The organism is Ensifer sp. SSB1, from assembly GCF_016652895.1.
In the GTDB taxonomy this organism is placed as follows: domain Bacteria; phylum Pseudomonadota; class Alphaproteobacteria; order Rhizobiales; family Rhizobiaceae; genus Ensifer.
Genome location: NZ_JAEPRP010000016.1, coordinates 10,971 through 24,699, shown reverse-complemented (window position 1 = coordinate 24,699; position 13,729 = coordinate 10,971). Strand labels below are relative to the sequence as shown.

General features: G+C 57.4%; 10 protein-coding genes. 6 read left to right on the top strand and 4 right to left on the bottom strand.

What is annotated here, in order from left to right:
- Window position 1 precedes the first annotated feature (1 nt).
- Together I8N66_RS06265 and I8N66_RS06260 are read right to left on the bottom strand one after the other, a co-directional pair.
- Complete coding sequence (locus I8N66_RS06265; RefSeq protein WP_291151008.1) at window positions 2–2,170, bottom strand: glycosyltransferase; 2,169 nt, start codon at window positions 2,168–2,170, stop codon at window positions 2–4.
- A gap of 8 nt (window positions 2,171–2,178) precedes the next feature.
- A complete protein-coding gene (locus I8N66_RS06260) occupies window positions 2,179–2,964 on the bottom strand; it encodes a glycosyltransferase family 2 protein (RefSeq protein WP_291151006.1) in 786 nt (261 codons plus the stop codon).
- 777 nt (window positions 2,965–3,741) lie between these two features.
- Here I8N66_RS06260 and I8N66_RS06255 point away from each other — a divergent pair.
- On the top strand, window positions 3,742–3,975 hold the full coding sequence (locus I8N66_RS06255; protein ID WP_291151004.1) for a hypothetical protein: 234 nt from the start codon (window positions 3,742–3,744) through the stop codon (window positions 3,973–3,975).
- Between the two features lie 21 nt (window positions 3,976–3,996).
- Here the strand turns inward: I8N66_RS06255 and I8N66_RS06250 are convergent, their stop codons facing one another.
- Entirely contained in the window at window positions 3,997–5,145 is a 1,149-nt protein-coding gene (locus tag I8N66_RS06250; RefSeq protein ID WP_291151001.1) for a POTRA domain-containing protein, read from the bottom strand.
- 94 nt (window positions 5,146–5,239) lie between these two features.
- Between I8N66_RS06250 and I8N66_RS06245 the strand changes: the two genes are divergently transcribed.
- Genes I8N66_RS06245 through I8N66_RS06230 form a run of 4 tightly spaced genes read left to right on the top strand, consistent with a single transcriptional unit; the run spans window position 5,240 to window position 11,543 of the window.
- Window positions 5,240–6,310, top strand: coding sequence for a GNAT family N-acetyltransferase (locus I8N66_RS06245; protein WP_291150998.1), 1,071 nt, complete (start codon window positions 5,240–5,242; stop codon window positions 6,308–6,310).
- Window positions 6,300–7,142: a glycoside hydrolase family 16 protein gene (locus tag I8N66_RS06240; protein WP_291151113.1), complete on the top strand. Its 843-nt coding sequence runs from the start codon at window positions 6,300–6,302 to the stop codon at window positions 7,140–7,142. The genes I8N66_RS06245 and I8N66_RS06240 overlap by 11 nt, the downstream gene beginning before the upstream one ends.
- On the top strand, window positions 7,142–9,664 hold the full coding sequence (locus I8N66_RS06235; RefSeq protein WP_291150995.1) for a phosphotransferase: 2,523 nt from the start codon (window positions 7,142–7,144) through the stop codon (window positions 9,662–9,664). Before I8N66_RS06240 ends, I8N66_RS06235 begins: the two co-directional genes overlap by 1 nt.
- Window positions 9,665–9,668: 4 nt before the next feature.
- A complete protein-coding gene (locus I8N66_RS06230) occupies window positions 9,669–11,543 on the top strand; it encodes a hypothetical protein (RefSeq protein WP_291150992.1) in 1,875 nt (624 codons plus the stop codon).
- Between the two features lie 88 nt (window positions 11,544–11,631).
- Here the strand turns inward: I8N66_RS06230 and I8N66_RS06225 are convergent, their stop codons facing one another.
- A complete protein-coding gene (locus tag I8N66_RS06225) occupies window positions 11,632–12,570 on the bottom strand; it encodes an NAD-dependent epimerase/dehydratase family protein (RefSeq protein ID WP_291150989.1) in 939 nt (312 codons plus the stop codon).
- A gap of 744 nt (window positions 12,571–13,314) precedes the next feature.
- Between I8N66_RS06225 and I8N66_RS06220 the strand changes: the two genes are divergently transcribed.
- Window positions 13,315–13,729 (top strand): hypothetical protein (locus I8N66_RS06220; protein ID WP_291150986.1); only part of this gene is annotated, 415 nt, incomplete at its 3' end.

Sequence of the window (13,729 nt, the reverse complement as noted above, 5' to 3'; positions counted from 1 at the left end):
ATCACACCTCTTTTTGGGCTGGTCGCGTTGCGTCGAGGCCGCTGCGCGGCCGGTCGTCGCGCCTGCGCTTTGCGAGACTTCTAAAGTAGCCCGGGATTCCTGCGAGGATGCCGAGACGCTCCATCCAAATCAGCCGCAGCGGATAATCACTGGGTAACCGAGTGGTCTTCTGCGAGGTTGGCCCCGCCATGTGGAGGATGCCCGCCGGAAATGCCTTGGCAAGTCGGAAAGCCCGACGCGGTTCGTCGACAATGATCTTCGTCAGGTAGGCACCGAGCCCCATGCCGTAACAAAAGGCCTGGCGGCGCATGCCTTCTTCGCCGCGGCGATGGTAATGCCAGACGATGCCCCGTGGTTGGTATACCAGCTGGAAACCGCCGCTTATGATCGCGAAGAATGCGGCGAGGTCATCGCCACCGCGCGCCAGCGTTCCAGCACCAAGCGCCGCATCGAAACCACCAACTCGACGCAACGCACTGGCTCGGAAAGCCATGTTCGCACCGGAGCCGAACTGGCCGGCCGTGAAGGGAAAAAGCATGCCTTTTGGCCGGTTCGCCTCCAAATCATAGACGCGGCGCTGAAAGCCCTTGCCGAAACCGCCGTGCCGTTCCGTCCAGACTTGCGCCCGGGTTTCGAGTTCGGCCGGCAGGATCAAGCCGGTCACGCAACCGACTGCTTTGTCCTCCTCCATCGGCCCGGCCATCGCTTCGATCCAATGCTGGTCGAGTACAACGTCGTCATCGGTGAAAAGGACGATGTCACTCGACACATAGCGCAGGCCGGTATTGTGCGCTCGGCCGAGCCCCGGGGTCGGCTCAAGCACATAATGCACCCGTCCCCGGTAACGCGCCGAAATCAGATCCACTGTTGCCGTCGATGCCGGTGCGTTGTCTACGACATGCACCTCGTCGGGTGCACGGGTTTGATTAAAAAGAGACGCGAGGCAGCGATCCAGGCTTTCAGCGCGGTCGCGTGTCGCTATCACAACAGCCACTTTTTCGCGCACGGAGACAGGACCGGCTGCGGTCGCCGGCAAAGAGCGCTCGGAACCTATACGCGATAGTATGTCAGCGGGTTCAATGACGGGACCAGAATGCTGCAGCTCGACAATCCTGAGCGGATCTGCCCCGGAGCGAACCAAACAGAAGATACCGCCATATGACCCGTCACTCGGCCGCCGGAGATCGATCGCCGGAAGGGGTTTTGTATGATCTACGCTGACAACCTTGATGGGGTGGAACGGGTTCACACGTCTGGAGAGTTTTGCCCCGAGATACGCTGCTGTCGTAAACACGAGCCCCGCAGCAATGGCGAAAGCTCTGGCCGGTCCAAAGGGATCAAGCCGGGTCACCATATCACTCACGCCGCGCAGGACGCCTGCCGGCAACGTTCGGGTGACATAGGCACGCTCGGTGCCAAGCTCCGCGCTCGCCCCTTCGGTGCCGACCACGGCATTTTTCGAGCGCCCCTCGGCCTGGCATCGCTTTCGGAAGTAGCCCCACCGCGTTCTTTCTGCGGTGACGTGGTGGTGAACAACCGCTTGGGGATCATAAAGGATCACAGCGTCGGGGAGATGCCGGCGCGCGCGAATACACAGTTCGGTTTCTTCGCATCCGGCGGCATCCTGTCCGCTGCGACCGAGCCCCTCAAGAAAGCCGCCAACGACATCGAAAACGCTCCGCCGAAACGACATATTGCAGCCGATCGGGTTGCGGACCGGGCTTAGCCTTGTCGGCAAGCCATCATAACTGCAACCAACGACCCACAGGAATTCTTCCGGGAACCACCGTGGTCGCCCGACTTGCCAAAGTGGCAAAACCTTGCCGCCGACACCGATTACCTTCGGATCAGCATAATGTACCGTAAGCCGTTCCAGCCAGTCAGCCTCAGCAATGGCGTCGTCGTCAAGAAATGCAACGACATCACTCGGGAAGGCGGCGCGCACACCGGTGTTTCGCGCACCCGAAAGGCCGCGCGCGCCATCATTAGCAATTACCTCGATTTCAGGGTAAGACGCCCGCATCGCACACAACAAGTCGTCATTGTGGTCGATGACGATGACAAGCCGGTCGGCCTGCCGTGTCTGATTGAGTATCGAGTTGATAGCGTCGCCAAGTTGGAGGCGGCGCTCATCGGAATAAGCGCAGATCACAACCGCAATCGAATTCATAACGGGCCTCAACCTGCCCGCTGTGTACGGACGGCTTCGCCAGCACGGCTGCGCTCGCTGAGGCCCAGCCGAGCGATTGTTTTTAGCACGCGCCACCCATCGGGTATTGTGCGTAAATTGCTGACACCATGGATGCGCGCATATTCGCGGCTTGGAAGTTCTGCAAAAGCGAGACCGGCCAGCAGTGCACGGATGTTAATTTGCGTTTCGATTTCGAAACCTGTAGCGGACTCGACACGCAGATGAGGCAGCACGTCACGCCAAAAGGCGTTATACCCGTAGCAAAGATCACTGTATCGACCGCCGAAACGCAGGCGCACCAATTGCAATAAGCCCCAATTTCCGAGGCGTCGATACCATTCCATGTCACGCGTGTCGCCACCCTGCAGGAAACGCGACCCCTTGACAAAATCGGCTCCGGCAAGCAGCGCGCCCACGAAACCGGTCATCTCCTCCGGGTCCGCCGAGCCATCGGCGTCGAGGGTAATAAGGATGTCTCCACGGGCCGCCGCGAAACCAGCGGCAAGCGCAACACCTTTTCCGAGGCGCGCTTGCTCGATCACGACGATGTCGGGCATAAGCTCTCGCGCAATCGCGACCGTTCCGTCGGAGGAATTGCCGTCGACAAGAATTACTTCATCGATCCAGGCGGGAATACGCGGCAATACGTGTGGAAGGTTTTGCGCCTCATTTACCGTTGGGACGATAACACTAACCCTCGGCACTAAAATGGCCTTGTCCATAGCGGACGGGCGGAGGGCTGCTCTTAATGACTCGTGAAATTGTTCGCCCATTTCGCTTCAAATTCCTCCACTCAAAAAAATGAAAGCAAAAAAATACGGGTCCCCAGCCATGTATATGACCGTGGAAGGGAAAAGCTTGAATTACTTGTACGCGATTAGCTTTATTACAATATTCTAACTTTGTAAACCATCATATGCTTTTCTTGAAATCGGTCAGACTGCGAAGCAAGTCGTTATTATTATTGATATATTCGAATATTTACTCCGCGCGAAACTTTTGTTTCAGAATTATATCAAAGTATATCATGCGACATTTGCCGATTTCGGAAAATTTCCGGCAAACAATCCTGAGGGGAGACGTAAATTCTCCGGAGACTTTATATTCGTACGCTTCTCTTTATTCTTGAAGGCGATCAAGTTTCCGCAAACAGAAACATAAATGACAATACCGTGAATAGCTTAGATACAGAGGATTTCAGGCGATTGATGGGAGCGAACGCCCCCACAAGAAGCGTGCTTTCTTCACACGTTCTCGTGACCTCAATCGTGCGGTTTGGAGGCGACGGATTGGATGTATCGTGTTCGCGACGAGGAGAGCGCCTCCAATCTAACTGATCGAAATCGCATCGCTCCGAATGCGTGATGGTTCTTTGTGACCAACCGCAGCTGTAAGATTGATGGCGTAGGAAGAGGGAATCGCGTAGTATCCGGACTGAAGCAGTATGTTGAGATTACGACGCAAATCAAAGGCAAGCGATGCCGATGCAATCGGAAGAACATACCGCAAAGGCTCCCAAAACGGACCCCGTTCAGCGGTGGATGAAACTAATGACAGAGTGGAACGCGCTCACTGCTCAAGTGAAAGAAGTGCGGCGCGCCATCGCGACATCGGTTGGCGATAAATCTGAATTAATCCAGACCGAGGCGGCCCTCGTCGCCAAAGGTCACGCGCTCAAGGAAGAAATCGATGCGGTTCTCGCCGAGGCCGCCAGTCAACGCCAACCGATCACGGGGCCACTGATTGTTGGAACCCTTATTCCGTCGCCCAAAGGCGACCGGTAGAGACTGTGTAAGGCACGCCCCTCAAGCGAGGAAGCTTGCGAGCCGCAGGGTGGCCAGAACTGCAAATACAAACAAGGAAGCGGTCGTGACCCAAATTAGTGGGCGCAGGCGAGATCGGACAATGCCAGCCTGCGTTCCGACCTGTACCAAAAGAAGACCTGCCATCGCGACGAGGCCACTTCCAACGTCGATTGGGTCTGTATGACGGAGCGCTTCGAGATTTGCAGGCGCTTCACGGATCCGAACATCAATCGGGAGCAGTCCGTCTTGGTCTTTGCCGATGGCGATGTTTACTGACTTCACCGTCTGAAGAGCTTCAAGGTTGCGGCGCAATTCTTCGACGCGTGAGGCACTGTATCGTTCGCCCGGCTGAAAAGGAACGAGGCGCTGGAGTTCGGACTGCATGCGGAGCGCACCGCTAAACTGGACGGACCCGAAGCGAGATCGGGGACCCAAATCAACACCAATGACGGCGGACACCATACCCGTGCCCTTGCGAACCCACTCCGTTTTGTAACCCTGTGCATGCGCGAAATCCTCCGCACTGACAGTTTGGAGAATGCGCCGCGTGAATGTCTCAGCGACAAAAGTCGTTGCGGGCTGCCCGACGAACTCTTCGATGATCGCGGCCAGTCTATCTACGACCTCGCGCTCCAGTTCCGACTGTCGGATTCCCTTCAATTCGACGGATGTCACCCTGTAGAGATCACCAAGCTTCGGCCGAAGAACTATTTTTCCAGCCTGATGCTCTTCAATGATATCTCCATCTAAGTAGCCGAAATCTGCGATCACACCTCGCAACCGCGCTTTCTCGATTGCCAGCGCCTCTTGGCGTTTGGACGCTGTGGATTTTGCGTCAATCAGAAGCGGCAGTTGGTAAGCCTGTTGAAGCACGCTCCCCAGATGAGGCAACGATATCCCGTCCGTGTCCAGAACCACAGACTGGGCTGCCGCTGGCAAGACGGCGGCCATCCATACGGCCGCAACGATCAGCACACGAGCCCTGCGCAAGCTCATTCTTTCGAGTTTGCATGCCGTTTCGGATAGGTATCTTCGCAATCGGTGAGGCATTCGCGGGCTCCAAGCATGGCCTGCCACTTCACTTATTCGCGCCCAGTAAAGCACAAAATTGTGAGATTGCACGCCCCCCGACAGATCAATCTGGGGCATTTCATTTCCTGCTTAATCGTCCTATGCTTGCGAAAGCTATCGATAATGGACCAGAAGGAAGTGCTGGATCGACAGTATGATTTCGGAGACGGCATTGACGCAACCGATCGGTCCAAACGCCTTTGGACACCTCATTCATTCCAGTGGGCCGGCTTCAGATGCCATGTGGCTCAATCTCTATCAACACGACCAGGCGGCAGTCCCCAGCCAATCCCCGCGATGGGGACAGGCGGTCGCGGCCGCCGGCAACTACCGGTGTAACCCGCAAGACTTCCATTTCGCCGACGGCAGCCATGCCGTGTTGCCTCTGTTTACCAGGGGTGTCGCTTCTTTGCGCTATGCTTGGTCTCCGCCGCCGGCCTGGGGGTTTGGCGGGCTGTTATCGGATGAGGAAATCTCGGGTACGAAGTTGCGCTCCGTGCTCGCTCATCTGGAGACGTTGCCCTATGTCGGAGTAAAGGTTCGACCAAACCCTCTCAAAGCGCACGTTTGGACAGAGGCAATGCGACCGGGTTGGGCATCCATTCCTCGCCTGGCGCATGTCGTCGATCTGACCGGCGGCTTTGAAGCCGTAGCAGCGCGGTTCCGGTCCAACGCAGGAACCAACATCAGGCGTGCGCAAAAATATGGCGTAGAGGTGGAAGCTGGCAACAGTGATCGATTGATCGACGAATTCCACGGCCTGCTCGAACTCTCCTTTGTGCGCTGGGCACGCAAACAGCATGAACCGGCGGCACTTGCACGCTTCCGTGGGCTGCGCCGCGATCCTCGCTCGAAATTCGCTACAATGGCTGCCCACCTGGGCGAGGGCTTTCGCCTCTATGTCGCCCGACTTGGGGGCCGCCCCGTTGCTGCAATATTGGTGCTCATGCATCATCAAGCACATTATACGCGCGGCGCGATCGACGAGGGGCTCGCAGGCGAATGCCGCGCCACGTATCTGCTGCAGGCCACCGCCATTGAAGATGCCTGCCGGCTCGGCAGTACGCATTATCACATGGGTGAGACAGGGAATTCGGCCTCTCTCGCACAATTTAAATCTCGCTTCGGTGCAGTCGCCATTCCCTATGCAGAGTATCGATATGAGCGCGTTCCGCTCGCAAAGATCGATAGTTTCGCCCGAAGTACCGTTAAACGCGTGGTAGGGTTTCGTGATGCGTCTTAGCCGATCGGTCGCCATCGCCGGCATCTTTCTGTCCATCTTTCTGCCGTTTTCGGCGGCACGTGCCGACGAGCCAGTTCCGATCGCCGAAAAGGGCTCATGGCGGCTCGTGTTCGGGGATGATTTCGACGGCAGCCAGCTTGACCGGGACAAGTGGACGACTTGTTATTGGTGGAACAAGGACGGCTGCACCAATCTCGGCAATGCCGAACTGCAATGGTACCGACCCGAAAACGTCTCCATTTCCGACGGGCATCTGCGCCTGACTGCCCGACGACAAAAGGCCACGGGAATTGAAGGGCGCACATTCGATTACACCTCCGGTATCGTCACCACTGGGCGTGACTACGACGAGTTGCCTCGGCCATCGCGCGTGCGGTTTCGCTATGGACACGTGGAGGTCAAAGCGAAAGTCCCAGCGGGTAAGGGATTCTGGGCTGCGATATGGCTCCTGCCTGAGAGCCGAGAATCCCGACCAGAGATTGACCTCATGGAGGTACTTGGAGATTCTGCCTCCACGCTGCGAATGCACTATCATTACGTCGACGCAGCCTCGGAGAAAAAAAGCGTCGGAAAGGATGTCGAGACGCCAGACTTGTCGGCGGGTTGGCACGTCTACAGCCTCACCTGGGATCCGGATAAGATCATCTGGTACCTCGACGGCAAGGAGGTTTGGCGCCACACCGACGCCGCAACGATATCCAGCGAAGAGATGTATCTGCTCCTAAACTTGGCGGTTGGGGGTGAGTGGGCAGGATCCCCACCCAAGTCTACGAAGTTCCCCTCGCAATACCTCATCGACTACGTACGAATCTGGCAACGGGACGACGGCTGATGTTGCAACGCAAAGACCACAACACAGCTAACTTCATGTCGCGAATTTCACGTGCGTATCCGGCGATAGCGGCCCTCGCGCACTCGCCGCTTTTGAAAAACGGTTACGCGCTGGTCGCGAGCGCCGGGCTGACATCGGCACTTGGACTCGTTTTCTGGGGGCTGGCATCACGCTTTTATACCCCCGAACAAGTGGGCCTCGGCGCCGCGCTTATCTCTACCATGCTGGCGCTTGGGAATATTTCGCAGCTCAACATGGGCAATTTTTTGAACCGCTACCTGCCCGCCACCGGACAGAATGGCGCTGCTCGTCTGGTGCTTTGGGCCTATACGTTGGCCGCCGCAGCGGCGGCTCTTCTTTCCACGCTCGCCATTTTGTTCATCTCCCGCCTCACCCCAGAGCTGGGTTTCCTGAGCGAGCAACCCATCGCGGCTGCAGCCTTCGTGGTCGCAACGGTCGCCTGGACGCTCTTTGCCCTCCAAGACAGTGTACTCGCCGGCTTGCGTCGCGCGATCGTTGTCCCCGTTGAAAACGCGGTGTTCGCTGTTGCCAAGCTGCTGCTGCTGACGCTTTTTGCGGGTTCCTCCATCTTAGGCGCGGGGCTCTACGCAGCGTGGGTATTGCCACTTCCGCTCTTGTTGGCCGGCATCAATTGGCTGATTTTTTTTCGCTTTCTTCCCCAACACCGCATCAATGGTGACACCGAGAGAGCTGACCGCCAGGCACTCACCCGCTATTTTGGTTGGGACTATCTGGGGACCCTCGCTTCGATGACGGCAATGGGAACAGCGCCACTCGTGGTCCTCCACTATGGCGGCTCGGCCCATCTGGCGGTCTATTATATTTGCTGGGAGATTGTTTACGGGGTCTACCTCATCAGCCGTTCGATGGGCATCTCCCTCTTGGCAGAGATCGCATTCGACAAGACGAAACTGCACCGCCTCGCGGTCGATGCACTCATTTATACCATTGCACCGTTGGCGGGCGTTGTATTCTTGCTCATTCTTGCTGCGCCGCTGCTGTTGTCCATGCTTGGAATGGAAGTTTCAGCTGCAAATTCTACGCTGCTGCGGCTGCTTGCCATCTCATGCCTGCCTTGGAGCCTTGTCACGCTTATGCTTGCCGTCGCCCGTGCGACAGGTCGAACGCAGATCGTTGCACTAGCTCAAGTGATAACGTTGGCCATTGTGCTTGGCCTTGGCACTCCGCTTGTCGCCATCCATGGCGCGGTCGGGATGGCAACTGCGTGGCTCATTGCCCATAGCATCACCGCCGCGGGCCTGTTGGCTGACCTTTCGCGCCGGCTCGGGCCAGCCGGCAGGATTGATCTCACGTTGCGCTTGCTGTCATCGCTGGCGCGGCTATCGAGCAATCTCCGACCTCGACGCCATTCCTCGCCGCCGCTTCAGGCGTCAATTGCAAGCTTTTGTGCTGCGACCGGGCTCGAAATGCCGGATCCGCAAACGGTGCAAGAATTCTACCGGGAGAGCGATGTGCGGACAGGCATGTTCCGTACGGCCCGCCCGCCCGCCGAACTCCTTGTTTTCAAGGCGTCGACCTCACCCGAGGGACATAGAGCGGTCACTCGACACATCAAAAGGAGCCAGGAGTTAGCCGCCAACCCAGCACTTGCTCAACTTGATTTCGCGGTATCCACAATCGTTGCGAGTTCCATTGATTCATCGGGAGCCAGGCTCGCAGAACGCGCCCTGCCCGGCGAAGATGGACGTTCGATTTTTGCCAAGTCCGAACTGTACATCCCGGCTCTCGCCCAGTCGATAAACGCCATGCACGTCATGCACTCGCGTACAGCGGCAAAGCGGATTATCAACGACGATTGGCTAGAACGCTGGCTCGATTTTGGGGCCGAAACCGTATGCGCGTCGCGCTCACCTTTGCTGGGCGAGCCAGCACGCGCTGATGCGCTCGCCATTTTCCGACAACAGCAATACCAATTCTGGCACGGCCGCTCCCTGTCTCTCGGCCTCGGGCATGGTGACTTCGCTCCTGGAAACTTGCTTTTTACAAACGGTCCAGGTGATGCAGATATTCGCCTGAGCGCAGTCATTGACTGGGAGACCGCCAACCAGGACACCCCTCCAGGCCTTGACGCCATGTTCTTATTGCTGACGGCACGCGCAGCGCGCAGTGGCGAGGATCTGGGATTTGTCGTCCGCCGGATTTTGGAAACACCGCTACTGTCGCCCGATGAAATGACTGGAATGGCGCCGTTGAATGCCGCACTGGAGGAGAGCTACGGTGCGCTCTCGGACCCAGCGGTGTTGCGCGCATTGTGCGGGCTGGCCTGGTGGCATCATATTGCAACCAATCTCACCAAATCAGCCTGCTTTGCCGACAAGGCGTTGTGGCTCGCAGTTAACATCGACCTTGTCTTGGCCTGGTACGGCGGAAAGGTGACCGCAGCACCGCACTCACTTGCGATCGGTTGCCTCCGGCGACAAAGGGGCCGCCAAAGTGTGACGAGCTCCGAACCAGCCTCCGTCGTAGCAAGGAAGGGCTAGAAGTATGACCGTCCTTGCTCACGTGGAAGACATTGCCTCCAACACAGGAGTGGAAGCAGTATCGCGACGGCCCGCCGGGCGATACGATGTGGCCCTGGCCGCTATACTCTCTGCGACACTCCTTCTCTGGGCAGTGTCGCTGCCTGCGATAGACCCCGACCGCATGACCGACATCGGGTTGGTATCGGTTCTGCCACGAAGCTTTTTTCTTTCACTAACGTTGCTTGCAGCCGGTTTTGCCTGGTTGGTTTGCGGGGGACGAACGCGCGGCCCGTTGCCCATTCTCTATCTGGTCACGCTGATTATTATCCTGCACGGTACGCCGCCGTTCGTGTACGGAACGTTGCGTTATTCCTGGGCCTGGAAGCACCTGGGCGTTATCGATTACATACAACGTTATGAAGCCGTTGACCGAAATGCGTCATTTCTTGCAGCCTATCACAATTGGCCCGGGCTTTTCGCGGCGACAGCTTGGCTTGCCGACCGCTTCGGCCTGAGATCAGTCGATCTCGCGCCAATTGTGAGTTTTACCCCACCCGTCCTGACGCTCGGCCTTGTCGGAGCGTTCCTGCAAGTGGTCAAAAGACTGTCGGCGGACCGCCGCCTTCAACTGACGGCCTGCTGGTTATTCGTCGCAGCCAACTGGGTCGGCCAGGATTATTTCTCGCCCCAAGGCGTCACATTTCTTTGCTACCTCATTCTCATCGGTCTGTTTCTCGGTCCACTGCGCAAAAGGGAAACAACATGGGCGGCGCAAAGACCTCGTTTTCTGAATGTGCTTGGCCCGCCCGCATTGCCCGGCGGCCTGCCGTCTTGGACGGGTGGTCGGTTAGCCCGTACGCTTTCGGCCGTGCTCGCCATGACACTTATTTCGGTCATCGTGGTCACGCATCAGTTGACGCCTCTCATGATTATCCTTGCCGCGGCCGCTTTAACCGTGCTCGGATGGCTTTCGCCCGCCTATCTGATCTTTGCAATCATCACTGAAGTCTTGTGGCTTCTCTGGCCCGCGGCCCCTTTCGTCTACGAACAAATCTTGAGCGAACTGGCCAGCATGGGTACCCTTGCTGAAGCAACGAGCAAGCTGGCGAACGTGGCTGACGTGAGTGCCGACCGTGCTTGGGTCGTCCTGTTCGGGCGTGCGCTGTCGGCAGGTGTCATTGTCCTTGCGCTCCTGGGCGGATTGCGCCGGCTGCTGAATGGTCACTGGGACCTCACTGCCGCGGCACTCCTGCTCTCACCAATGCCGCTTATCGCCGTGGCGTATGGCGGAGAGTCGATTTTCCGTGTTTATCTCTTCGCATCGCCCTTCCTCGCCTTCTTCGCCGCCACGGCGTTCTTTCCGTCAGTGCGGGCGGGGGCCCCGGCTTATGTCTTTGCACCACTTGCCGCTATTTTATTGCTTTCAACCATCGGCTTCCTGTTTGCGAACAACGGCAAGGATCGCGAGTACCGCTTCGCTGAAGATGAGGTCGCGGTGGCTGAATGGCTCTACAGTTCGGCTCCGGAGGATACACTGCTCATCGAAGGCTCGCGTAGCTACCCCTCGCAGTTCATGAACTACGAAAACTTCTACTATCTGGCGATCGCACTGGAATCCGAAGCCACTCGAAAAGAAGTCGTCGCCAACCCGTCCAGTGTTTTCTTGCGTTGGATGGACAATCCACGCTGGCGCGACGCCTATGTAATCTTGACGCGCAGCCAGAAGGCCTCCCTCGAGGCTAACGGGCAAATGCGGCCGGGTGACTTCGATCGCATCGAGCAGGATTTACTGATGTCGTCTCGTTTCAAGCTGGTGCGGGCATCCGCGAATGCGAAAGTTTTTCGGCTCCTGCCCGCGACGGCCGATGGTAGTGCCCTTGGTAACCGGTATCACTAGCCGCCGGACGGAGAGGTCCCGGTTACAGCCAGCCCACTGGCACTCAGTTCAATGGGGGGCTCTGCGCACGCAGTGACGTCACCGCACGCTATCGCCGATCCGGCGCCAGCAACTGTGCCAACCCAACGCGAAGATCTGTTCGGCATTGATAGTCGAGCGCCTCTTGAAATGCCCGCACGCAACCCTGGGATCGCCTAACTTCGCCGAGCAGGCCGTCGACGTGGTCGATACCGCAATCAGATTTCGTCTCTTCGATCATTATTCGTGCGAGATCATTGATCGACGTCTCAACACCTCTGCAAACGTTCAAGACCCGGGCACCAACCGCAGGGCGCTCCACCGAGCGGATAAGCGCTTCAACCACATCTTCGACGTAAACGAAATCGCGTGTCTGCGTGCCGTCGCCATAGATCACGATATTTTCGTTTCTGCTCAGCCTTTGCGCGAACTTGGTGATCACCCCGGAATAGGGTGACCGCGGATCCTGGCCCGGCCCGAAGACGTTGAAGAAACGAAGGCCTGTCGTCGAAATGCCGTAGACTTCATAGGCAGCGCGGGCGTGCAATTCGCATGAGAGTTTGTCGGCACCATAGGGTGACAGAGGAACGCACCTTCCCTCTTCAGAAAGCGGCAGGCTTTGGCTGGCCCCATAGACGGCGGCTGAAGAGGCGTAGACAAGCGGCTGCTTGGTACCGGAATTCGCAATTGCCTCAACGAGGTTTAAGAACCCGGTTATGTTGATCGCATGAGAAGACGTTAGTTGCCGGTTGCACCTCTCGACCGAAGCGACCGCCGCCAAGTGGATGCAGCCATGAACCAAGGAAAGCGCCTCTCGAACAACCTCCCTATCCAGAACAGAGCCTTTGATGAAGGTGGCGGCCGGGGATACATTTTCCGGCTTTCCTGAGCTTAGATCGTCTAGGACCACAACTTGACGACCAGTTTCCAACAATCGCCGCACGAGATGCGCGCCAATGAAACCGGCTCCGCCGGTCACCAAGATCGTTTCGAAACCGTTTCCACTCATGACATTTCGTCCCGGCGAGAGTTGTCCTGACACAATGCAAAGCAAGCGCACACAACGAGCCAATGGAAACGGCCAGCTCCGCTGCTGGCCGCCAGGTGACCGAAACTCGTTACACGTCAGCTCAATCCTTTATTCTCGCGGTCATGCAGTCAAGCCACTGAAGTCCATAGGCGTTCGGGCATCTGTGAGAAAACAAAACCGCCGGCAAGGTCGAGCCTAAATAATGGCGGGCGCCTCGAAGCATCAGTCCATATGCCTTCGCTCAACGAGGCAACGCCCCTCGAAGGGGAGAAGCCCTTAGCGCTGCGCCCATACCGTGCACCTGTTTGCAAGTCCGTTTCCCCCCGGGCGACGCCCCTTGAGTGGTGAGCATCAGCTTGAAAAATCCCTCCCGCGCACGTCGGGCGATACACGCGCCGTGGCACGGCCCCTTGAGTTCCCAAGGAGTCGATCGACGGCGCGCAAGATTATGGGCTGAGGGGCCTTTTCATAAATTAAAACATGCGTAATATATATAATGTGAAAGCTTGCCCAACCGTAAAGACTTCTGCGCTGTTAGTTTATTCGCGGCCACTCCTCTAAGTCAGGCCTCGCATCAAATATTTGCATTGTTTGAATTTCTGGCTCTTAAGAGCCTAATTTTCTTGAGTGGGGCCAATGCAATACACTCCTGACGATCGGATTACGTCGACTATTTGCTACCGGGTCACCAGCCCTGCGCCGCGTGACGCTTGGAAGCAATTGATGACGCGTGACCACGAGGCGATGCCGTATCAATCGCCGGAGTGGAACAACGCGATTTGCGCTGAGGGCAAGTTCAAAGATATCAGCCGCTACTACATATTCGAAGACGGGTGCCAGGTTATAGTTCCGCTCGTGACCACGACGGCCATCGGCCCGGTGGACCTTGTTGCGGGTTCTTACCCCGATGGCTGCGGAATGGGAGGGGCGGTGTGCTGCGACAACACGGCCATCCGCCACCTCAGGGAGGTACTGAAGGATCTCATGGCATTGCGTTTCCTCAGCATCCGGGTCAGGCCGAACCCTTTGCAGGGTAAACGGTGGTCCGAAGCGGCGCACGGCCTGGGTCTGATGATGAAACCGCGCCGTGCCCATGTGATCGATCTGAAGGAAGGGTTCGACCACGTCTACGGCAAAC

Excerpts from the sequence above, each read along its gene's own strand:
- I8N66_RS06250 (WP_291151001.1), bottom strand. The coding sequence starts at position 5,145 with ATGCCCCAGATTGATCTGTCGGGGGGCGTGCAATCTCACAATTTTGTG.
- I8N66_RS06240 (WP_291151113.1), top strand. The coding sequence starts at position 6,300 with ATGCGTCTTAGCCGATCGGTCGCCATCGCCGGCATCTTTCTGTCCATC.
- I8N66_RS06230 (WP_291150992.1), top strand. The coding sequence starts at position 9,669 with ATGACCGTCCTTGCTCACGTGGAAGACATTGCCTCCAACACAGGAGTG.
- I8N66_RS06235 (WP_291150995.1), top strand. The coding sequence starts at position 7,142 with ATGTTGCAACGCAAAGACCACAACACAGCTAACTTCATGTCGCGAATT.
- I8N66_RS06265 (WP_291151008.1), bottom strand. The coding sequence starts at position 2,170 with ATGAATTCGATTGCGGTTGTGATCTGCGCTTATTCCGATGAGCGCCGC.
- I8N66_RS06225 (WP_291150989.1), bottom strand. The coding sequence starts at position 12,570 with ATGAGTGGAAACGGTTTCGAAACGATCTTGGTGACCGGCGGAGCCGGT.
- I8N66_RS06255 (WP_291151004.1), top strand. The coding sequence starts at position 3,742 with ATGACAGAGTGGAACGCGCTCACTGCTCAAGTGAAAGAAGTGCGGCGC.
- I8N66_RS06260 (WP_291151006.1), bottom strand. The coding sequence starts at position 2,964 with ATGGGCGAACAATTTCACGAGTCATTAAGAGCAGCCCTCCGCCCGTCC.